This is a genomic window from Aulosira sp. FACHB-615 (assembly GCF_014698045.1).
Classification (GTDB): Bacteria; Cyanobacteriota; Cyanobacteriia; order Cyanobacteriales; family Nostocaceae; genus Nostoc_B.
Map to the genome: position 1 here is coordinate 78,760 of NZ_JACJSE010000002.1, position 22,850 is coordinate 101,609.

Here is a 22,850-nt window from a genome sequence, read left to right on the forward strand (position 1 = left end):
TACGCTCAGTGACCATCAGGAATTGCTAAAAGGCTTGTGGTATCAATATTCTTGCTTTTGCCTTTTGACCTTTTACTTTTGCCTTATTGTACTAGTGCATTTCGTCGTATTCTGGCGCTTCGACTCTTCTAGCTTCTTGACGAGAAGGCGGAAGAAATTCAGCGCGTCGTACAGGAACCAACGGCGGAGTTGAACCTTGATAGGGATGAATTACCTGCACTGTGCGAGTCGGACGGTTACGCGGCCCAAATAAAGCCAATACCCCAGCAACTACAATACCGCCACCAACAGTTAATGTCGCACCGCCCACAGCCCAAACAATTGGTGAAGTCCACCAAGCGTTTTGAGGTTGTAATACTTCCGATGCAACTTTTTGGCTATTTTGCTGTGCTAATAACAACTGTTGGGCGTTTTGATTGTCCAATAGTCGTTGATTTGCCCCTTTTAGCTGTTCATTATCGGTTCTTAAACGATTTAATTCAGCTTTTAACTGCTCAAACTCTGCCCGTAGCTCAGGGTTAGACGCGGTAGGTGGCTGAGTATTCGGATAAGGTTGTCCGTAGTTAGATGGATACTGCACAGGTGGCTGTAGTTGGGGTGCAACTACAGTGGGCATTTGGGGGGTAACAGTAAAGTTAGGTTGTAAGGGATTATTTGTTCCCTTGAGCAAAACAAGCGCCGCCAGCCCAGCCACAGCGACTCCACCGATAAATGCCATGCTTTCACTCATCGCTTTTGTCCCTCAGCTGCGACGTAATTATTTTGTGACTGACACACTCTCACACTCATAATCTTTTACTTACTAAAATTCACCTAAACACTTAAAGTATAAGCGACAGTACCAGCTAGTTTTTTTACAGCCTGCAATCTGCTGTTAATATTCAAGACCATAAAGGTCAAATTGTCTACTAAACCAGGGTAAAAAAACTATACTGTTATACATTCTTAATCTACTTTTTCTAAGGTGGCAAGAAAGTTATGTGTTAAGAGTTAAGGGTCATTTGTTCTTACCTGACTCTCCCTACTGCTGATTAACTGCGTAGAGCAGCTTTCAGACTTTGACAAAATTGAGCGATCGCATCTAGTCCCTCTTCAGGAGTGCCTTCTGCTAAACGTTTGACAAAAGCACTACCAACAATTGCGGCATCTGCTCCCCAATCTCTGACCTGAAGGGCTTGTTCAATATGAGAAATTCCAAAACCAACCCCGATGGGTTTATTAGTAACATTACGAATTTGCCCTAGTAAATCAGATACTCGTGTTTCCATTTGCGATCGCATCCCAGTTACACCAGTCACACTCACTAAATAAATAAATCCTTGGGAAGCACGGGCGATCGCTTCAATTCTATCAGCCGAACTAGTAGGCGCTACCAATAAAGTTAAATCAATCCCGATATCACCCGCAGGTTTAAGCAAGCCAGCCGCTTCTTCTAGAGGTAAATCAGGTACTACCAATCCTGACACCCCAGCTGCTGCAATTTGCTGAAGAAAGTTTTCAATACCCCGGTGCAGAATTGGGTTGTAATAAGTAAACAAAATAATTGGCGCTTGCAAGCTGGGGGTAATATCTTGCAACATTTCCAGAACACCTTCTAACTTGGTTCCCTGTTGCAAAGCGCGGGTAGCAGCCGCCTGAATCACTGGCCCATCCGCCAGAGGATCAGAATAAGGTACACCCAATTCAATCAAGTCAGCACCGCTACTATCTAATATTTTCAAAGCCGAGGCGGTGGTTGCTAAATCTGGATCACCAGCAGTAATAAACGGAATCAGAGCGCACTCTTGATTCCGTTTTAAGGTTTCAAAGCGATCGGAAATGGCGGTCATTAGTCAAAAATCAAAAGTCAAGGGTCAACAGTCAAAAGCAATGACTATTGACTATTGACTCATAAAACGATCACTTTAAACCTGAGATTGCTTTTCTTGTTCAACCTCGGCTTGAAGTTTGGCTAGTTCTTCTGGCGTAAGTTCTTCCAACCGCTTTTGGAAAAACGCTTGTTCATAGTCTTCCCTTTGCTGATGGTAGGTCATATTTTTATTCACAGCGCGGTAAACATAAGTGCTTACCCAACCAACCAAGCCAATCACCACTAGCACAGCTTGGCTCCATATCCCAGCTTGTTGAGCATCTAAGCCCACAAGTTGTAATCCCACATAAGCCAAGCCACCAGCAATAAAAATGCCTAAACCAATTCCAAGAGCGTCGATGCGTCGCATGAGAGTTATGACCTACCAATCTTGTTAAGCTTCAATTTTGCGCGGTTGTGGTCGCAGGTTCACAAAGGGCGACAGAACCAACAAACCGGGAAAGAAGAAGAAAACCAAAAAGTACATAAAAGCACGCTCAATAGAAGTAGCCACATACCATCGCAGCTTCATGTAAAACATTACAGCCACAGGAAGGACTAATAAATAAGCGCCAGCCAAAATCAGATACAGCAGGGCTACGATCATAGGTTTTCTCTCTTTGTAGACAAGGCCATTTGGTGCATCTGTTTTTCATCATAGGCTGAAGAGTCCTATTTTATGTAACTTTCCAAAAATTCTGCACTTTTACTAGACAAATTTTCGGATAGTGCTACAATAGCAAAGCCAGTGTCTGATGTGTGTACTTGTAACACCAAGGTAAAGATGCTTGTCTAAGTGAGAAATTGCCAAAAAACATTGCGATCGCTCAAAATAGACAAAATTTTTAAATCTAGTTGCACAAAACGCACATTGATGGTGGAATAGATGAGGAGGTGTTTGCTGCCCTCCAAAAAAACAAGTGGCTCCTAAGTAAACTTGGGGGTGTGGCGGAATGGCAGACGCTACGGACTTAGAAAACTGAGCCTTGATGAAGAAATTCTTCAAGTGTCAGCTCTCAAACTCAGGGAAACCTAAATCTGTTTCCAGACAAGGCAATCCTGAGCCAAGCCTAAAATTAAGTACTGAGTTGAAAAACTCAAAGTTTTAGGAAGGTGCAGAGACTCGACGGGAGCTACCCTAACGTAAAGGCGAGGGTAAAGGGAGAGTCCAATTCTCAAAACCAAAAGGTAGTAGTGAAAGCTGCAAGAGAATGAAAATCCGTTGACCTTAAACGGTCGTGAGGGTTCAAGTCCCTCCACCCCCACTAAAAAAAGTTAAATGAGGCCTGCTTAAGTAATACTAAGCAGGCTTAACTGTATATATACAATTCGGACTTAGGCAATAAGGGACTTTTATAGTAGGAGGCGGGCAATACGGTTCGGTTAACAAATGTATCTGTTGAGGTGAGTAGGGGGCAGAGGAGCTTCAGGTGCAGGGGAGAGCGTACCTTCCTTCCCCCTTTCACCCCTTTCACCCCTGCACCCTTGCTTGCCTACACAAGTAAGTTTCTTATCCGAACCGTATTGAGGAGGCGGGAGGAAATGTATCTAAAATCCTGATATCCCACAACCTTTCATACCATTTCACGAAATTACTGATAGAAATCGCTTCCTCTGCAACTCTGCTTCTGGTCGCCGAGCGAAGTCGAGGCGCTACTTGCATATTCGTATCATTTTTAAAGTGAAATGGTATCACCCTTACACCCAATCTCCACAGAAAATTTTTGTACGTAAGTACTGTGAAATAACCAATAACCGTAATTTTCCTGAAATATTGAGCTTTGTAAATTTAATTTTGAAGAAGACTTCAGTAAATTCATCAAAACTCATTCAAAAAATTACCTTATCTTTGAAAAATTGATTGATACTGATGGCTATCACAGGTAATCTAATGAATAATAGATACATTAACTTCATTGGTCTTGAGAACTTCCATGACCACTCACAGTCTGTTTACTGATTTAGAAGAACAAAATTTTGTTAAACCCAATTCTCAGCTATTGAATCTCCAACTTGGGCAAGAAAAAATATATAGCTTCTTCATGGAAATTGTGAATGAAAAGTCTCCAGAAGAAGTTTTGCGAGAATTTAAAAGATTATTTTTTGACTTTCTAGAATCAGGTAGTTTAAATACAGTACCTCTCATTCGGAAAATTCTCTCAGCCAACAATGAACAGGAATTTCGGAATACTATTAAGCGTTGTTGCTATATCATAGTTAATAACTGGGCATCTAAAAGAAAATATGAATCTATTCAAGAATTAATTAACTTATTAGTTAATTATGATATTCCATGTAAAAAAAGTAGTTATACCAGTTTACATACATATAAAAGCTGGCTCAAAAACTTTGTTAAGAGTGAAGACTATCAAGAATTAAAATTATTTGCCCATAAACACGATCACAAAGGTAAAGCTCACTGGAGCAATCGGTATGCAGCTTATTTATTAGTTGCCCAATCTTTAGATGTTAATAACCCCAAAGAGCAACAAGAGGCAGCTAGGCAACTTTCTAAGCAAATGAAGGACAATTTCAAATTTGAACTAGCAATGTATATTGCCCGTTCTCAGTCCTCGGCTTCTAGTACTACACGCTATGTCAACCCTAGCATCTTGGGCGATAATGTTTTACGCCTGATTAAAATGATTATCGTGAAAAAGGGGTTATTTAGTTATGAAAATTTAGCCCATATATTTATTAAACAAACACAGGAGCAAACATTTCAAGATTTTAAAGAAAGCATACGTAAGTATTTGTTTTTCTCTGTTAAAAATTTGGAGTTAGTAAAAATATTAAATCAGCAATTAAAAGAAAATTTAGCTGATTGGAAGCCAGAATATGATGAAGAGATTTTAGATAAAAACTTATTTTTACGAAGCTGTAATCGGTTGATTGACTGTCTAACTACAGAAAATGGTCGAGAGCCTTCACAATTATTTACTTTATTACTTTCTCAAGGTCATCCATTAACTTTAGTAATCATTCTCCTCAAAATAATTTTAATTTGTCAGAATTCTCGCAGCCATTTAGAAATTAGAATTGCTCATTTAATTCGTTATTATGAAAAATTACCTAAAGATGAGTGCAAATGGGTCATTCATTTTCTAGAAATTTTTAATATCACTTTTGCTATCTATGCTGAAAACATTGAATATAACTTGATTAAAGTTGAAGAAGACAAACAAAACTCTCCAGGCAAATCTAAGATAGATACTTACCATGTGTTTTCCCAATTAAGGGAAAACATTTATCAATAGGTGGTAAAAAGATTGTTGGCTGGTAAATACTATGTTTGAGTGCAACTGACTGAATATTAGTGGGTAAACATAGCGATCGCAGGTAAAAGCTGATATGATTCACTTTTAATTAAGATAGAGCATCCTAAGTAAATTAATACCAAAGGAAAGACCTTACGACCGTAGCGAGTCAGAAGCGGTGCCATCAGAGGATTACGGGTTAACACATAAGATAAGCAGCACCATAAGCCAACAGTGCAGTAACAAATACCAAGAATTACGCCTAAGCTAGGAAGATCACTACTAGCAAACAATGGTACATAGATACCAATATTATTACCGCCATTGGCAATAGTCACTGCGGAAACACGATAAGTTTGAGGATCACGCAGGGTAGCCCAAAGAGATTTTTTACGGTGCTTGGTTTTAGTCGCAGAAAAATCAACGGAGACGGTTTGTACGGTTTCAGCTTCTGTTTCTTTAGTTAATAAATGATTAATTCCAATTGCGATGGGTAAAAAACCTAGTAAACCAATCCAAGCTGTGGGTAAAATCAACCCACCCAAAAAACCAGGAAGACTCGCCAAGACTAATACAGTAAAGCCTAAAAATTCACCAAGAATAATATTTTGTGGACGGAAATGACGATTAACTTTACCAAAGAAAGCTGTCAAATATAAGTTGTCATCAAAAGTAGTTGCGATCGCAGCAGAGATGCCAATAATTATGGTACTAGTTAGCCAATTCATAGTTGTTGCGTCAGGTAATGTAACACTCCAAAATCTGGAGGATTTATTAGCAATGCCCATCAATCAAACTTGATGTGTTATTTCAGCTAGGTACCTTAGCCGCCTATGTCATAAATATTATGGCTAACCACTAAATAGGAGCAAATATTCTTTTTTGTTAAATCAATAAAAAAAGATTATTGATAGTTGTAGAGACGTTGTATACAACGTCTTTACTTGGTGTAGGAGTGTGAATGGGTGAGGTGTAGCTGGAGAAAATCAACCGCCGATGCAAGAGGATGCACACAGATGCACGCCGATAAATTTTTACTTCAGTAGACTAGGAAACGCCATACTGTAGCCTTCACCGAATTAAAACCTTGTTTGATACTCAATCACGGCGCGACTATCATCTTCTAAGTTAGTAGAAGCGCGTATCCGTAATTCATCGTTAATGCGGTAATTTATCCCCCACTGAAAGGGGTCATTGGCAGTTAAAATCTTGATGCTAGAAATCGAAAACTTTGTAGAAATATCAACACCAGCTTCAGCCGCTAATTCTAATGTAGAACTACTTCTCCCTGCTTCGGGATTATCAGAAATTACAGTTGGGAAGATGCGAAATTCACTCAAACCAAAAGCATTGGCAATTTGATTAAATGTTGTTTGAAAGTTATTAAATACGGCGGAACCTGCAATATTAATTAAGCCTAATGTACTATCAGCACGTCCTTGAGTATCAATAAACCCACCGCCTAATAAAGCGACAATTTCGGTTTGACTGCGTGAGGGACTGCTGGTGAGTTCGAGATTTTCGTTGAGTTTACTAGCAGGCCCTTGGACTCTTGCTTCCACGCGCACACTTTCTAATGAACCTAAGCCGCCGATGGAATTGCTTCTGCTAACATCAGATGTTTGCACTGCATCTAGGACTTTGGCAAATAACCGCACATCTAAAATGGGATCACGGGGTGAGTCCGTCCGAAATGTGGCTGTATTTTTATAGCCACCCACTAAGTTAAATTGGGTGGTAAATAAATTCACGCCACCCTTTTGCAGCCGAATTGTCCCATTAGGTATAGGCTGATTTAAAGCGCCATTAACTTTTAAATTACCTGTAGCACTAAAGCTCAGAATTGGCGGACGAATAATTTGGATATTACTACCTAATGTTAATTCGAGATTATTTAATCTAGCGACATTAGCATTATTTCTCGCTTCGGGTTTATCTTGTTTATTAGCTTTGACAGCATCACCATTTGTCGCTTCATTAGTATTAGTTGATTCTGCTAATAAAACCTGACCATCAGATAAGCGAATTTGACCGCCAATCAGGGGATTTAAGGCTGAACCTGTAATTTGTAAATTACCACTGGCACCACCTTTATATAATCCTTTGAGATTTAAATTTAATTTTTCTAAATTAACTGTCAGGGGATTACTTGCGACTTCTCCATTATTAAAGACAGGAATTTCCCCCGCCGCGTTTACTTGACCCCGACTAAATCTGCCTTCAACACCTTCTACAACAATGCGGTCAAAATTGAAATTTATCTTGCCTGTGACTTGCCTAATTTTACCGGGTAAAGCTTGGGCGGCAAAAGTGGCATCTTTGACGCTGGCAATTCCGGTTAACTCTGGGCGTTGTCTGGTTCCCCGGACTGTTAAATCAATTTCACCTTCACCTTTTTCAAAGGCTATTTGATCTGTTAATAGATTTAGTAGTGCTAATCCTTCATTGCGGACTTTGACATCTAAACTAATTTCATTACTGGCGGGGGTGGTAGTTGCAAAGGGTAATTGATAAGGAATGCTGCCACTAATATTAACTGGTTCTGGCCCGGCAACAGAGACATTACTACCAAAGTTCAAGCGACCATTGATATAGCTAAAGCTGGCGGTAGCTGCTTCTACTGGCTTTTGATTCAGGGTTCCATCGGTAATTTCTAATTCGCCTTGGGCTTGGGGATTAGTTATTCCACCTGCTAAGGCGGCGGAACCATTCAAATTACCTGTGATATCAATTGGAAGTTTGACAAAGTTATTAATTAAGGCGATGGGAAAATTATTAACTCGTAACTGACCTGATTGGTCTTTACCGCCGACATTACCTGTGAAAGCTAAAAGACTATTATCTAACTCTATGCGTAACGGGCGTAACTGCAAGACACCATTTTCAAAGCTACCTTGGGCAATGATTTGTTTGGCATTGTAGTAGCGATTGCCTTCGCTTTCTTTACCCCAGGTAAAGTTCTGTCCGTTAATATTAAACTGTACGGATAATCCGTTGGCTGTGGCTGTATCTAAGGCAATATCGCCGTTAAAGGTTCCCTGCAAGTCTGCCAGTTCTGGTAATAAATTGTTATCCCGCCGTTGTTGTTGCTGTTGTGCGAGTTCTGCTTCAATTTCGTAAAAGCGGCGCAGTTGATCAAATAAAGATCGATTGGGTAAACCGCGAGAGTTGGTAGTTAAATCGGCGGCTGTGCCGTAAGCTGGTTCTGATAAACCACGCTGAAAGTCTTGGATTTCAAATATTTGGGCAACGGCTAATACATCTTGGATTTTACCTTGGCTGATGTTGATTTTGCCTTGGAGTTGCGGCCCTTTGGGACTTTGACCCAAACTCCCCGCAAAGGCATAAATACTGTTACCTTTGACAAATTTACTACTGGTGAGTGTGGCTTTACCATTGGCAAAGCTGAATTGGGCTGTTAATTCGTTGCCTTGAATGCGTCCAATTTTTGGAGATGCGATCGCTAAATTACCATTGGCGGCAAATGTTTGTTGATTAACTTGCAAGTCGCCACTAATTAACCCAGCTACCGTACCTGTACCTAAGCGCAAAGCTGGTGGTACAGGTACATTCAAGATTTGTAAGGGGAATTTCTGTACATTCAAGGCGATGTTATTGCCTTGAAATTGTCCTTTGGCTGAGGCATCTTGCCACTGTATAAAAAAGGATTGGGGGCGATTCTTGCTGTCTAAATTGAAGGCGATGCGGTCTCGATTGCCCATTAAATTTAAGTTCAAGCCGCGCCCTTGGGCAGAATCAATGCTACCTGTTAACAGTGATTCAAAAGCAATGTTTTGTACTACCAAGTCCCGTAAGGCAATTTTGCCACTGACGTTTGGTAAGGGTAACTTGCCTGTAACTCTGCCGTCAAAATCTACCTTGCCTTTCAACGCCACTTGATTAGGCAAATTAATTGGTAACTGTTGCAAATTATAGTCCTGGGCTTGGACATTTAAATTTAAGGCGGTAATTTCTGGGATACCTGCTTTCTTGGCGTTGGCTGTGATGTCTCCGGTGACATTTAAACCAGGGGCGGTGAGTTGATTAATTGCTAGTTTCTCACCATTCCAAGCGATCGCAGCTGTTAATGGTCGTTCTAAACCCGGCAAACCTTGGGATAACTGCACCTTACCAGAGGCATTGACATTCGCTAAAGTTGCCGAACCCAGCGCCCCAGCAACTTGTAATCTACCGCCCAATTGCCCCCGCAATTGCTGATTCAACTTGGTTAACTGCACATCAGCCGCATCCAAGATGGCTTGATAACGTCCTTGATTCACCTGAATATTCGTGGCGGTAATTGTCCCCCCGGCAATATTCAACTTGCCTTGACCACTAGCTTGAATGGTTTGGGGTTGGAAGGATGTCACCGAACCAGCCACGTTTAATTGACCTGTTAAATTGCCTTGGAATTGGGGCGGGATGGCTGCTAATTTTTGCAAGGGTACATTATTCGCTGCGACTTGTGCCTGATAACGACCGTCAGCCACGCGAATATTAGATGCAGTGATTGTCCCTCCTGCCACATTCAACTTAGCTTGACCACTGGCTTGGATGGTTTGGGGTTGGAAGGATGTCACCGAACCAGCCACGTTTAATTGACCTGTTAAATTGCCTTGAAATTGGGGCGGGACTTTGGTTAAGCGTTGGACTGGTACATTGTTAGCTTGAATCTGCGCTTGATAACGACCGTTATTAACTTTGATATTTGCGGCGGTAATTGTTCCCCCAGCAACCGTTAACTTAGCCTGACCACTGGCTTGGATAGTTTGGGGTTTGAAGGATTCCACCGAACCCGCCACATTAAATTGACCAGCTAACCGACCGCGAATTGGTGAAGTTTTGGGTGTGAGTTCTTGGACAGCCAAATTATTTGCCACTAACTGCGCTTGATAATTGCCATTGGCGAGTTGAATATTGGTGGCTGTAACTGTACCACCTGCAACGCTAAAGTTAGCTTTGCCACTCCCACGCAGCGTTTTTAAGCTGAGGTTATCTCGGTTCCCGGCAATTTGGAAGGTTCCCGCCAAGCGCCCTTGCAAAGCTGGGGGTGCTTGTTTGAGAATACGTCCTACGTTGATATTATTGGCAACTAATTGGGCGGCAAAGTTTTGGTTTTGGAGTTGGACACTGGCAATGGCAATTGTCCCACCCGCAATCTGCACTGCTGCCCCTTGACTCCGAATTGATGTCAGTTGAAATGGCCCGCTAGTCCCAGCTAAAATCAACCGCCCGTTAAATTCTGCCCCATCCAAGGAAACGTTTTGCAGTTGATTTTTATTTACAAAGGGTTCTAACTCTACACCATCACCTGTGACGACGGCTTGCCAACGTTCTTTGGCATAAGTACCCACCGCCCGGACTACCCCGCGACCAACTTTCAGGGCGACATTTTGGAAGTAGATAGTACGGTCACTAGCAATGATCAATTCCCCTCTACCTGGGTAGGTGGCTTGGGGTACTTGCCACTGTACCGCCGTTCTCACGTTGGTAGGCGTACCTGTAACTTGGGCGGTGGCGGCGACTCTGCCAATGCGGAAAGTCGGACTGGAATTGTAGATTTTAGCGATCGCATCCCCCGCTAAATTCTTGGCAGTAAAAGCCAAATTCAATCTTGGACTTTTACCCACCGATATTTGACCGCCCCCAATAATTGCCCCACCTACCGTAGTTTCGCCTTGAACATCTCGCAAGGTTAACAAGGCATCATTCGCCGAAAATTCAAACTTACTCGTAATACTTTTAAAGTTAATTTTATCAATCCGAGCCGTGTTAATTGTGGCAACCGCACCAGAGAGAATCGGGTTTGTTGCTTTGCCTGTAATTTGGATATCCGCTTTCAGTTGCCCCGTTACAGGTACAGGTAATTTCAACTTGAGTGTACTTTGGGCATTGGCGACACTCACTGTTTTAATTCGCCCAGTTAACTGAAGGCCTGTTTTACTATCAATAATGCCGTTGGCAACTACAGGAATTTTGCCGTAGTTGGTATTGAGGTTATCCAGCCAGATTTCTGTCCCTTTGAAGTAAATATCCCCTTCTGTATTACTTAATAGTTGGGGGACACGGGGAATTTGCAGCGTCACTTTTTCTAAATCAGCACTGCCATACAATAAAGGAGTTTGCTCCGGCACAAGTTTAACTTGCAAGTCGCCATTCACTTTCCCTGCTTGCAAATTCAGGGGTAACTTGACCAAACTCGTAACTGTCGAAGCGAGTAAATCTTGTCCATGCAACCTGATGTCAGCCACTAGCGTTTTTGGGCGGAATTGTCCTTTAACTGCCACATTCCCACCGCTTTCTGCTTGTCCCGCCACATAAAAATTCACCAGTTGGTTATTCTCCAACAGTTGGGCAGAACCGTTAAGCTGGGCAAATGTCACCACCCCATTTTTCTGTTGACCGAGTAGGTTCACTTTGCCATTCCGCAACCGCAGATGAGCTAAATCCGTTTTAATTAATCCGCTTTTACCAGGTGGTGCAATGGTGGTTGTAATCCAACGTCCTTGACCGTCCTGTTCAATGTAGACATCAGGGTTAACTAAGGTGACATCCAACTTCAACTGACGGTTAAAAATTAATTGCCACAAATTAAAACCCACTTCGACAGCCGCCACTGCTGCTTTATCGGGGTCTGTAGGTGTGGCAGGAATTTCCGAAGCCCCAAAATTTACACCTGTGAGGGAAAAATTGGTTACTTTCCCCAATTTGACGGGACGGTTAATTGTATTGGTAAGGCTTTGTTCTGCTAACGGTGCTAACTCTTTTTGGATAAAACTTTGTAACCGCCAAATCCCTAGAATCAGTCCTACTAACAAGACTCCTAACAACGGAATGCCAGCCCGACTTAAAATCAGCAACCACATCCGCACACGGGTACGGGATTTAATTTGACGTTCTGGATGGCGAGAGTTAGTCATGTGGTTTCACTCTATACTTGCTGAACCTAGGGGGAACGTGACTGGCACTAACAGCATATTTGTTCACTATGCCAAATTCCAGGAACCAAACTAATTTTAGACCTGGGAATTTGCAAGACCTTGGTCAACTCATTTTATTCATAGGAGTTGGGGGTATATTCAATTAAATTTCCGACGATCTGGAAAGTTGGGTGAATAAATAGAGTTCAAGGCTGAGGGAATCTACAGAGAAAGAAGTTACAAAATCCCTGTCCATCAAAATCATTTACCCACATCAACCAATTTGTTATCACTTAGATTTTAAAGGTATTAAGAGTTTCATTTATTTAAGCAATTTCACTATAAAGAAAATTAATTTTTTTGACTGTAAGCCGAAAAATCTCAAATATTGCCTGCTACTATTTATACTATATTTTTAGCGATTCATAAAGATGTAGTAAAGACTGTCAGTACGGAGACAGATGATCAACTTCAAAGCCTGTTACTATCGTTAACTGGTCTGCTAGTATAACTAACGCTAATGCAAATGCGGTTAGATTAATCTGTATGAGGTACATTCCTCTAGCCTCTTGAAAGTTGTTACCATCTTCTACCTTTATAAAATGCCTTCAGATTCCGCAAAGTTTCGCAACCGTGGCAGACATTGACGCTGATAAAAGCTACTCAGGGTAGGAACAGGTAAGCCAAATTCCTCTGAGAGTTCTTTCCAGCTAACTTCTGGTGGTAAGCGTTTGAGAATTAATACCTGGCAGTTTACGTCTGGGCGACCTTTAACGTAAGTACCCCGTAATTCGCCATCTGCATCTATTTTTGCCCATATTTCCACGTTTTCGAGAATCGGCGGTACTTGGGGTGTAGCTTGGAGATTATCAGTTAAATCAACAATTTCTCCATTTCCACCTTGCCAAGACTGGCGCACTTGCAGAGGAACTGTTAAGGCTTGTTCTCGATGATAGTTGAGGTAAAAGTCTTGGAGTCTGCGTTTGAGATAGGCATTTAGCCAAGTTACTACAGTCCCATAGCTGGGGTCATAGGTTTGACCTGTTAAGCCATCACAAATGTTACGACAGAAATATAACCAAGTTTGTTGCAATGCGTCTTGATAATAGGGAGTACTTTCTCGCCAAAGTCTACCGGAAGTTAAACGGATGATTTTGGTCAGCAGCTTTTGACGCTGTGGACTTCCAGGGGGATAACCGCAGGCTTGAATGACTAAGTTGCGTAACTCTTCATCGAGTTCCATGATGGCAATTTTGACGAAAAAATAGCAAGAATATACTAAGTATTGCTTACAATTACATCCAAATATTAACCTGATGTTATGAATTGGCCATCTTAATGGATATAAGATTCCATATTTATTTAGCTTCTCAAATCAATGTTTTAGGTGGGGTTGCTTAAAAAAGCAATCATTTCCGCACACCAAGCCAGCCAAGCCTTTTCCGTCTGAATACCACAACGGAGAGTGACATATTGAAATTTCAATTCATCTGGTAATTCTTGGGGTTGAAGAAAGAACTTTTTCTCAATTTCTTGATAGACTGCTAACCTTTGTTGATGTTGACTTTGGTGAGTTTCGAGTTTTGTCAGGATAATTTCACGGTTTACTAAATACCCAGCATATAGCTTGATAAGTAAATCACTTTTAAATGGGGTTGCTGTTTCGGCTGTCGCAATCCATTCACATAATTGCTGTTTACCTAAGTCTGTAACTGAGTAAATTTTTTTATCTGGGCGATTTTCTTGCAAGACTTTTTCTGCTTGTAGCCAGCCTTGTTCTTCTAAGCGATTTAACTCTCGATAAATCTGCTGAAAGCTGGCTTCCCAAAAAAAACCTACTGAACCTTCTACAGATTTATCAAACCTTTTAGCCAAGTCGTAACCGCTACAAGGGCTATTGATCAACACTGACAAAATTGCGTGGGCTAAAGCCATAGTTTTTTGTTGACATATTCACATAGTTGAATATATCATGTTGATTATATTCAACTATGTGAATAGTAACTTAGTTGAACAATTACAACATTCAGAGAATTTAGCCATGACAACAATCATGCCAGGACGCTTCACCGCCGAAGTAGACTCACCATTTGTAGTTTTCTTGATTGGGATGCGTGTTAACCAATTTTGGTCTTTTTCTAAATGGCTACCGGTGGCGCAAGCAATGACTCCAATGCTAAAAACCTTAAAAGAGCATCCCGAAAAAGGCTTTTTGGGTGGAGAACAGTTTTTTCAGGTGTCTCCCTTATCGGCGTTGATGGTGTCATACTGGCGATCGCTTGCAGATTTAGAAAATTTTGCTCGCAATCCTTCGGATCTGCATTTACCCGCTTGGCAACGCTTCAACAAAGCCGTTGGTAACGATGGCAGTGTGGGGATTTGGCACGAAACTTACATCATCGAACCCGGACACTACGAAGCAATTTATGGCAATATGCCAGCTTTTGGTTTAGCTGCGGCGACAAAACTTGTTCCCATCACCAAACGCACTGATACAGCCAGAGCCAGAGTCGAAAGAGTCAAACAATTTTAAATGGAAAAAGTTCTGAAAGGACAAAATTTTACCTTGATCTGCACAATGATGGCGACAGATAGAAAGCCAAAAATTTATTCTTGGTAACTCTGTCACCATCCCTCATGGAATCTAGGAGCCTAAATCTATGACAAGCTTTCGCTCAGAAGATGTACAGCAAATTCTTCAGCGAGCAATGGCTGATCAGCAAAAAGACGAATTTTCGGAACAGCAGTTACAAGAAATGGCGGCAGAATTAGGTATTTCATTTATTAGCCTGCAAACAGCCCAACAACAATGGCAGCAGGAAAAAGAAATCATCAAACGGCGACAAAGGTCTAATGCTCACCGCTTACAAAAAATCAAACCACATCTGATTAGTTATCTTGTGGTGAATCTATTTTTAATTGTGTTGAATTTAACAACTAGCCCTAGTTACTTCTGGGCAATTTACCCGCTATTGGGTTGGGGATTAGGTCTTGGTCTACATATTATCAGCATTTACCTGCAAAAAGATTAGAAATTGGGGAGTGGGGAGTAGGACAAATCAAGAGTTTGGGGGATGTGGAAGCTCACAAGTGTAAAAATTGTGATTAAAATAATTTAGCTTCCTCATCACTCAATTTTTAGAAATTGGTTTTATAATGCTCAACATTCGCTGTGAAGCTGTGTTAGACTACCCGGCAATAGCTGAGGTAAATAGATTAGCCTTTGGACAAGAAAATGAGGCTAATCTAATAGATAAAATTCGTCTTTCCGACCGCTATATTCCAGAACTTTCATTAGTGGCGGAAATAGATAATCTTCTAGTTGGTCACATTTTATTTAGCTATATTGACCTAGTAAATACAGAAAAAATCAAAGTAATTGGTTTAGCACCGTTGGCAGTTCATCCCCAATTTCAAAGACGAGGAATTGGCAGCGCCTTAGTAACAGCAGGGTTAAAAATAGCCGATGACAGAGGAGAAGTTTTAGTAATTGTATTAGGTCATCCCCACTTTTATCATCGCTTTGGTTTTCAGCCTTCTGTTATTTATCAAATCGAGTCTCCTTTTCCCGTACCGGATGATGTTTTTATGGTGAAACCACTGCAAAACTATCAGCCCAAGTATACGGGAAAGGTTGTTTATCCAGCTACTTTTGATGAGGTTTGATATCAAGCCTCATAATTAAGAGTGTAGGGGTGCAATGGTGTGAAAATAATGATTATTGACCTTTGACAGTCTTATTCCAGCCTGCCAATAAATTAGGATAATTTGCTGGTGTGGGGAACATCTTTTGTAAGCCAGCTTGGCGTAAAGTGGCTGATTCTTTGCTTAAGTTCCACAGAGTTTCATAGAAAAAGAAAGAGACACCAGCAAAGTTGCGATCGCGTACTTTTTGTACCTGGGTTTGAATTTGGTCAATGGGGACATTTTTGTTCTTCAATCCAGTTATAATTCCAATACTCACAGGTATGTGACTGCGTGCGGCTTTCACTTCTGGATACTCTAATTCTTTGATAAAAACATTCAAATCATCTCGATATATCTGCAACACCAATTCCTCCACCAGCCCCAAACGTTCCCATTTTTGCCAGTCGGCTAAAAAGTATTCGTAAGAAAAACGCTGAGGATTCGGCGCAACAGACACCAAGCAATTCTTTTTCGTGGTTTTAATCGCTGTAAATACCCGCTTCATAAAGTCGGTGATTTTATTGGCTCGCCAGCGCACCCATTCTGGATCTTTAGAATTTTTCGAGGGTGCTTTTCCACCATGTTCTTTTTTATAAAGTGCCACTGTATAAGCATCGTAGCCTAATTCTGAAGGCAAGCCAAAATGGTCATCAAATTGAATCCCATCAATGTCGTAGTTACGCACAATTTCCACGATTAAATCTTGAATAAATTTCTGAACATCTGGGTGGAAGGGATTTAACCAAACTCGATCATGTATACCTTCTTTGACAATTTTTGTACCATTGCTGCGACTTGTGAGCCACTGGGGACGGTTTTTGGCTAATAAAGAATCAGCAGGAGCCATAAAGCCAAATTCAAACCAGGGAATCACCGTTAGCCCTTGTTTATGTCCTGTATCAACAATTTCTTTGAGCATATCGCGCCCTTGCAACCCTGGTGTGGGATCAAGCGATCGCCCAATAACTTTCGCGGCTACTTTGCTGGGATATAATGTATATCCCCAATTCCACACCGCCGGATAAACAGTATTGAAGTTTAATTCATCCAGCTTTTGCAGAGCATTCTTGAGACGGTTGCGTTCAAACAACACATTACTATCAATATTAGTTAACCATACCCCCCTTAATTCTGAATTTGCTGGCAGGTTTTGTGCTGCAATGGGAAACGAAAGTAGGAATGTAGCGATCGCGCTGAGAACAACCATAACGCCAAAGAAAGCTTGTTTGCGACTTTGAGCCACATTCCAAACCACTACCTCAACACACCGCTTGAGAAATCTTTTCATATTTGGTTACAAACAACAGAAAATATGGACAATTGACTGGCATACCCCAACGGAAGTTGCTTACTCATCTGCTAAAACAAAGTACAAAGTGCTGATTATAAACCAGTTACACCCCTACACCCTTAAACCCTTACACCCATTTTTAACAGACAACCTTCGTACCTCAGTCCTGTCTTGCTTTCATGACATTGTAACTATAGTTACACAAAGCCTTATCTATCATCTGTATACAAATCTTAATTTTTTTCCCTAATCTTGGAGGTTTAGGAGTATGCTATTTATTATCAGCAAAAAATTCCACTTATTCCTAAGTCCAAAAATGTAATATAAATAACTCTTAATTAAGTAACTTCACTATAATAACTATCTATTTTGAATATCAAATGCAGGGTATGTAATGAATACTACCAGTAATTCCCCAGAAAGCTTAGGAAATAATGCAGCCGCAGCAGAGAGGTTAGCAAGAGCAATTAAGGTTGCTGCTGGAGAATTTTCTTTGATACTAGTCTGTTGTGACTCTATCTCTAAACGACAGCAGATATTAAAATTTGTCAAAGAATTGTCATCGGTAGCTATCCAAGAACTCATCTTGTCCCCTACAGATGAAACACTTTATACGACAATCACTAATAATATTGGTCTTTCTCATCCTCAAGCTTTGATGGTGCATGGTTTAGAATCAGTCGTAGCCATTCCGCAACTGCTAATTAGTACGAATCTGATGCGTGATGAGTTTCGCAAAAATCTGCATTTCCCCGTAGTACTGTGGGTTAACGATGAAGTTCTCAGTCAGCTTGTTTGGTTAGCACCAGATTTAAAAAACTGGGCGGCTACTACTATTAGATTTGATGTTAATAACCCTAAATTAGTTGAAAATCAAGTTTTATGGGCTTAACACAGCGAAGTATTACATGAGTTATTCTGCAAAAATTTGTTCTCGCAAAAACTCACTTTTTTCTTGAGATAAACGATAAATTCCCGGTTCCGCTTTGCCAATTAAATGACCTTGTACATAACTAATATCTAATTTTCTCAATTGACATAATTTCACTGGCGAAGTCTTATCTAATCCCTCAACAATAATACTGGCAGGATTGAGTGGATTGGTAGATGAAACTATCTGTTGAACAAAATTGATAATCACACTCACTGGTTCACGATGCAGAATTTCTCGATCAATTTTGACATAAGGCGGGTTAAGTCCGGCTAATCGAGAAACTGAAGCATAACCTACACCAAAATCATCAATTCCAAATTTAATTTTTAACTCTTGGACATATTTAGATAATCTCAATTTAAATGTATCTAATGGCGATAGCAGTTTGACCCCATCCTGATACATAGGTAAATCAGCTTTTTCGGAAATTTCCAAAATTAGTTTTCTCGCTGGAATTTGATTGCTTTTTCCTTCCTTGACAATTTCACGCACAGTTTCAAAATAAGCTGTTCGCATCAAAGATTCTGGATATACATTCACAGATAAAGGTAGTATCTCATAAGCTCTATTTTGTTTGGCTTCTATCAATGCTTTTCTGTAGCTATCAGCCGCTAATCTGAGGAGAAATTTATCTAACTCTATGGTAAATTTACGTCCCCATAACTCAGCAGCATAAAATAAATCTACAGGCGCAGTTAAACTATCTGGGTCACGGGCTAAAGCTTCCCAGCCACTAATTGAAAATGTGTCTAAATCAAGAATTGGCTCAAAATAGATAATAATTTTAGCCAGGCGATCGCAGAAAAGACTAAATCTTTTCTCATAAAAAGAAATTGGGACAAATCCATATACTTTTTTTAAGTTATCCAGAATGGATGCTTCTACTCTGGCGGATTGGAGATAGAATTTTTGACTAGATAAGTAGAAACTAGAAATAATCGTACAGTAAGCATCACTGAGTAAGTAAGAATCTCGCAGTAAACCACAGACTAAAATAAATTCATTATCTAATGTATCTAAAGGTATTAATATAAAGGCTTTAGATACTGATGCTTGTTCATCATAGTGGATTCTAAAAATTCCATGATGGTCTGAAGTAAATATAGAGTTAATGGGAAGATTCGCCAGGATTTTATTTTTAATAATCTCAGCATAATCATCATCATCAATAACTTCGCTAAAATGACTCTGTGCTTTAATATCCCAAACATTTTGATGGTTAGCACGACTCATGACAAACACTAGGTCTGCATCGGAAGTTAATCTGATGATTTCTAGAATAAAATTTTGAATTACAGGAGTTTCTTCTTTATATTTAGATAAAAGTCTCTCCGAAAATTCGTCTAATTTAGTAATTAACCTACTAATAAATGACTCAAACGGCTGTAATAGACTGGGGATAGGATTATAGTACCTATCATTGTTGAGTTTACTGGAATATTCTAACTTAATTTCTCCGATTTTAATTTTACTATGAGTTGTTCCTAAAACATGGGGAGGATGACATTTAGCTTTTGCTAAAATAATTTCAAAACCCTTATCTCGCATGACAATAATTTTAGGATTGAGATTCGGTAAGAATTCTTGTATCTTACAACTAGCATATTCATGGAGTTCTAAGATTGATATTTGTCCATCTCTATTCAAATCCCCGGCTCCTGTTTCGATACCTTCTATTAAATAACGAGTATAAACAGATAGTTCTGCCCCTTCTTGTTCAAAAGAATATTCAGTACAACTAGAAGATGCAAGCACAACACGCCCTTCTGAACCTAGTTGTCCTTGTAAATCAATAGAATTATCATTTTTCGCAAATAAAATTGGGTCGAATGCTCCACTAAAACAGCAGTCTAAGATAATTACCTGACGTTTGGCTCGACTACGTTTCATTACTTCATGAATAAAACTAGCTGGAACTGCTGTAGACCTAACTAATTCTCCTTTGGAGTTTTTCTTGGTTGCGCGGGTTGCAAAATATAAGTTACCCGCATCATCTTTAATACCATGACCAGAAAAATACAAAAGAATTAAATCTTCTTTTGTTCGTTCTGAGAAAAGTGCTTCAATTTCATATTGCATTATCTGAGGATCAGGATTTTTTAAGCTTTTTAACTCATGAAAATCTCCCATCTCAGGATCTTGTAAAACTCGACGTAATGCTTCAATATCTTTCCCTGCTGCTGGAAGAGGATTTAATCCAGGTTCGTATTCATCAACACCGATTAGTAATCCTATTTTTGCCATATTAATGCCACTATGACGAGTGTTAGCAAGAATAATGAAAATGCTTACTCAATTATTGTTTGCAGTCATTTTCTTTGTCTGTTACAAGTTCTGAATTAGCTTGAATAGCTATTGATATTTATCTCCGGTAAAATAATAAATTAGATGCTTATATGTCAGCTTTATCTAAGTAATTACCCTTGGATAGCGGGGGTAAAACGACAATATTACTTACTAAAAATTGGTATCAAAGGATTCTGTAACAAATGTTTACGTTGGCTGAGGTAAACGTTAAAAAAGAAAATTATATTAGCAACTCAAGAATACTGATATTAAAAAATACGTTTTTAGCTTCTCTATACTAGATTGCAGCCAAATCTCAATAATCTTAGCTTAAGTATCAAATCTTGCCGTTTTAGTCCAGTAAATATTTTCTGCGTTTTTGTGCGAAACAAAAAACATCCAGCTAATCAGCAACACCTAGAAGTGTTTCTCATTTTGTGAAATTTGGATAAAGATTAAGGAACAAAGTATTACTATCCCTGCGTCTCTGCTTATGTCTGCTTTTGATGACAGACCTTTAGAAAATTCCGAGTTTATAAGTAGGTGGATAAAATTCGCATTTCGACTCCGCTCAATGCTCAATAAGCTGATGAGAATAAGGTTAATCATATTGGTCACTGAGCTTTGCCGAATTGTTGAACTTGGTAATCTCAAGTTAGGTTTAATTTAGTACTTCTACTTGTAATTTGGAAACTGAGTATTTTGTTGTCATTAATTACTAAATTTTTGGTTCTTAATGCCTTAAATATTCACAAAGAAGGCATTTTATTTAGGAAAGATATGCGAAAAAATCAACATATTGCCAATCAAGCGAGAATTTTGACAGCCTTAGTTTTGACTAGTATTTTGTCTGTTGGTAGTGGGCTAACGTTGATTAAAAGTGCCATAGCAAATCCAGCTAGTTTTTCGGCAACAACTACAAATGAAGTTTACGCAAATAAAAATCAATCTAATAACTTACCCACGTTAGTTACTAATGCAGTTCTTCAAGATGTGGTGAGCAGAAATGGTGGCTCTAGGAGAGACTTGCAAGTTATTAATTATAGTCGTAAAACTTGGCGTAATGGTTGTTTGGATCTACCACAACCGAATGAATTTTGCACTCAAGCATTAGTTCCTGGTTGGTTGGTTGTGGTATCGAATGGTGAGCAGAAATGGACTTATCACACTAATAATAATGGGCGTTCTTTGCGTTTAGCTTCAGAAACTAATTCATCACAGAAAAAATTGCCGAAAAAAGTGAGGGATGGAGTTTTACAAGAGGCGCAAGCAGTTTCAGGCTTATCAGTGCGATCGCTATCTATCCTCAATTTTACCGCCAAAAATTGGGCAGATGGTTGCGATCGCTCCACCCCTCCTTATCCTTGTGACCCCATATCAGTTAATGGTTGGCAAGTAACCGTAGGCGCAGCAAATCAGCGTTGGGTGTTTTTCTCAGATAACGATGGTTCGCGCGTCAAGCTGGCTTCCAGTGAAAACCAAACTAACACAGCTCAATCAATTCCCATTCCCGCCAATGAATTACCTCCACCATTAGATCAAGGTGTAGTCTTCCGCCAAATTTCTAGCGGTGGTTTTGCTGGGAGAACCTACCAAACAGTATTACTCAATGATGGTCGCGTGATTCGAGTGCGTATTGGTGATGCGAATGATTCTGAACGCAGTGTCAAGCAAACTTCACGCCGACAACTGCAACAATTTCAAAATTTACTCAAACGCACCCGCAAGGAATTTAACAACCGCAGTTATCCCGCACCCACAGGTGCAGCAGATTTTATTACCTATACTCTTACCAGCAGACAGGGTACTGTGCAGTATAACGATATTTCTCAAAGCAACTTGCCTCAAGATTTACAGCCAGTAATTAAAGCTTGGAATCAACTGTTGGCTAATAGTCAATAGTCCAGGACTGTGTAAGCAGGGAGCAGGGAAAAAAAATACCTTCTCTCGAAAATTGGATAATTTGTTTTCTTTATTTTCTACAAGTCCCCAACCTCAATCTAACTCCCGCCGTCCTTCTAAGGCTCTGGCTAAGGTTACTTCGTCGGCGTATTCTAAATCTCCGCCTACAGGTAAGCCAAAGGCAATGCGTGTCACTTTTGTAAAAGGTTTCAGTAGTTGACCTATATATAGTGTGGTGGTTTCCCCTTCTACGCTGGGACTAATTGCTAAAATCACTTCCTGGGGTTTTTGCTGACTCACCCGCCGCACTAAGGGTTGGAGATTTAATTGTTCTGGGCCAATTCCATCCATCGGCGAAATTACTCCACCCAAAACATGATATTTACCTTTGTATTCGCGGGTTTTTTCCAGTGCAATTACATCACGGGAATCAGCAACAACGCAGATAGTTTGATTGTCGCGGTTAGGGTTGCGGCAAATTTCACAAACTGGTTCCGCAGATAAGTGAAAGCAGACTGAACATAAACCTACTTGCTTTTTGGCATCAACCAAAGCCTGCGCCAGAGCTTCTACTTCTGCTTCTGGGCGCTTTAAAATGTGCAGAGCCAGTCGCTGGGCTGATTTGGGGCCAACTCCTGGTAGGCGTTGCAACTGCTCAATTAACCGTGCTAGGGGACGTGCGTAAACCGTGGTCTTATCTCCAGAATTGCTCAACCTTAACTAT

General features: G+C 40.2%; 17 protein-coding genes. 6 read left to right on the forward strand and 11 right to left on the reverse strand.

The features are described 5' to 3' along the window. Positions 1-91: 91 nt before the first annotated feature. The 4 genes from H6G77_RS02760 to ndhL form a co-directional block, all read right to left on the reverse strand. Positions 92-730, reverse strand: a complete 639-nt coding sequence (locus H6G77_RS02760; protein WP_190591692.1) for a cell division protein ZapB — start codon at positions 728-730, stop codon at positions 92-94. Positions 731-1,031: 301 nt separating this feature from the next. Further along, positions 1,032-1,829: a tryptophan synthase subunit alpha gene (trpA, locus tag H6G77_RS02765; protein ID WP_190870771.1), complete on the reverse strand. Its 798-nt coding sequence runs from the start codon at positions 1,827-1,829 to the stop codon at positions 1,032-1,034. A gap of 75 nt (positions 1,830-1,904) precedes the next feature. Continuing rightward, positions 1,905-2,219 (reverse strand): DUF3007 family protein, encoded by a 315-nt coding sequence (locus H6G77_RS02770; protein WP_190591694.1) that lies wholly within the window; start codon positions 2,217-2,219, stop codon positions 1,905-1,907. Positions 2,220-2,243: 24 nt separating this feature from the next. Beyond that, positions 2,244-2,456 (reverse strand): NAD(P)H-quinone oxidoreductase subunit L, encoded by a 213-nt coding sequence (gene ndhL / locus H6G77_RS02775; RefSeq protein WP_190591695.1) that lies wholly within the window; start codon positions 2,454-2,456, stop codon positions 2,244-2,246. Positions 2,457-3,783: 1,327 nt separating this feature from the next. Here ndhL and H6G77_RS02780 point away from each other — a divergent pair. Next, on the forward strand, positions 3,784-5,106 hold the full coding sequence (locus H6G77_RS02780; protein WP_190591696.1) for a hypothetical protein: 1,323 nt from the start codon (positions 3,784-3,786) through the stop codon (positions 5,104-5,106). Positions 5,107-5,162: 56 nt separating this feature from the next. Here H6G77_RS02780 and H6G77_RS02785 read toward each other — a convergent pair whose 3' ends face one another. From H6G77_RS02785 to H6G77_RS02800, 4 genes are all read right to left on the reverse strand, one after another. Next, the gene (locus H6G77_RS02785) at positions 5,163-5,834 is read right to left on the reverse strand and encodes a cadmium resistance transporter (protein ID WP_190591697.1); all 672 of its coding nucleotides are present in this window, start codon (positions 5,832-5,834) and stop codon (positions 5,163-5,165) included. Positions 5,835-6,185: 351 nt separating this feature from the next. Further along, positions 6,186-12,026: a translocation/assembly module TamB domain-containing protein gene (locus H6G77_RS02790; protein WP_190870772.1), complete on the reverse strand. Its 5,841-nt coding sequence runs from the start codon at positions 12,024-12,026 to the stop codon at positions 6,186-6,188. Positions 12,027-12,621: 595 nt separating this feature from the next. Beyond that, the gene (locus H6G77_RS02795) at positions 12,622-13,272 is read right to left on the reverse strand and encodes a sigma-70 family RNA polymerase sigma factor (RefSeq protein ID WP_190591773.1); all 651 of its coding nucleotides are present in this window, start codon (positions 13,270-13,272) and stop codon (positions 12,622-12,624) included. 137 nt (positions 13,273-13,409) lie between these two features. Continuing rightward, positions 13,410-13,961, reverse strand: coding sequence for a PadR family transcriptional regulator (locus tag H6G77_RS02800; RefSeq protein ID WP_190591699.1), 552 nt, complete (start codon positions 13,959-13,961; stop codon positions 13,410-13,412). Positions 13,962-13,998: 37 nt separating this feature from the next. Here H6G77_RS02800 and H6G77_RS02805 point away from each other — a divergent pair, with 37 nt between their 5' ends. From H6G77_RS02805 to H6G77_RS02815, 3 genes are all read left to right on the forward strand, one after another. Further along, positions 13,999-14,559, forward strand: a complete 561-nt coding sequence (locus H6G77_RS02805) for a DUF4188 domain-containing protein (protein ID WP_242049130.1) — start codon at positions 13,999-14,001, stop codon at positions 14,557-14,559. Positions 14,560-14,686: 127 nt separating this feature from the next. Continuing rightward, the gene (locus tag H6G77_RS02810) at positions 14,687-15,058 is read left to right on the forward strand and encodes a 2TM domain-containing protein (protein WP_190591701.1); all 372 of its coding nucleotides are present in this window, start codon (positions 14,687-14,689) and stop codon (positions 15,056-15,058) included. Positions 15,059-15,182: 124 nt separating this feature from the next. Then, the gene (locus H6G77_RS02815) at positions 15,183-15,692 is read left to right on the forward strand and encodes a GNAT family N-acetyltransferase (RefSeq protein ID WP_190870773.1); all 510 of its coding nucleotides are present in this window, start codon (positions 15,183-15,185) and stop codon (positions 15,690-15,692) included. A 52-nt stretch (positions 15,693-15,744) separates the two neighbouring features. Here H6G77_RS02815 and H6G77_RS02820 read toward each other — a convergent pair whose 3' ends face one another. Beyond that, positions 15,745-17,001 carry a glycoside hydrolase family 10 protein gene (locus tag H6G77_RS02820; protein ID WP_190870774.1) on the reverse strand — a complete coding sequence of 419 codons (1,257 nt, stop codon included), beginning with the start codon at positions 16,999-17,001 and terminating at the stop codon, positions 15,745-15,747. A gap of 397 nt (positions 17,002-17,398) precedes the next feature. Between H6G77_RS02820 and H6G77_RS02825 the strand changes: the two genes are divergently transcribed. After that, positions 17,399-17,896 carry a hypothetical protein gene (locus H6G77_RS02825; RefSeq protein ID WP_190870775.1) on the forward strand — a complete coding sequence of 166 codons (498 nt, stop codon included), beginning with the start codon at positions 17,399-17,401 and terminating at the stop codon, positions 17,894-17,896. 21 nt (positions 17,897-17,917) lie between these two features. Here H6G77_RS02825 and H6G77_RS35520 read toward each other — a convergent pair whose 3' ends face one another. Continuing rightward, entirely contained in the window at positions 17,918-20,182 is a 2,265-nt protein-coding gene (locus H6G77_RS35520) for a caspase, EACC1-associated type (protein WP_242048408.1), read from the reverse strand. Between the two features lie 822 nt (positions 20,183-21,004). On the opposite strand from H6G77_RS35520, the gene H6G77_RS02840 reads away from it, so the two are divergent. Then, complete coding sequence (locus H6G77_RS02840; protein ID WP_190870776.1) at positions 21,005-22,126, forward strand: hypothetical protein; 1,122 nt, start codon at positions 21,005-21,007, stop codon at positions 22,124-22,126. A gap of 93 nt (positions 22,127-22,219) precedes the next feature. Here the strand turns inward: H6G77_RS02840 and recR are convergent, their stop codons facing one another. After that, positions 22,220-22,840 (reverse strand): recombination mediator RecR, encoded by a 621-nt coding sequence (gene recR, locus H6G77_RS02845; protein WP_062294354.1) that lies wholly within the window; start codon positions 22,838-22,840, stop codon positions 22,220-22,222. Positions 22,841-22,850: the final 10 nt, after the last annotated feature.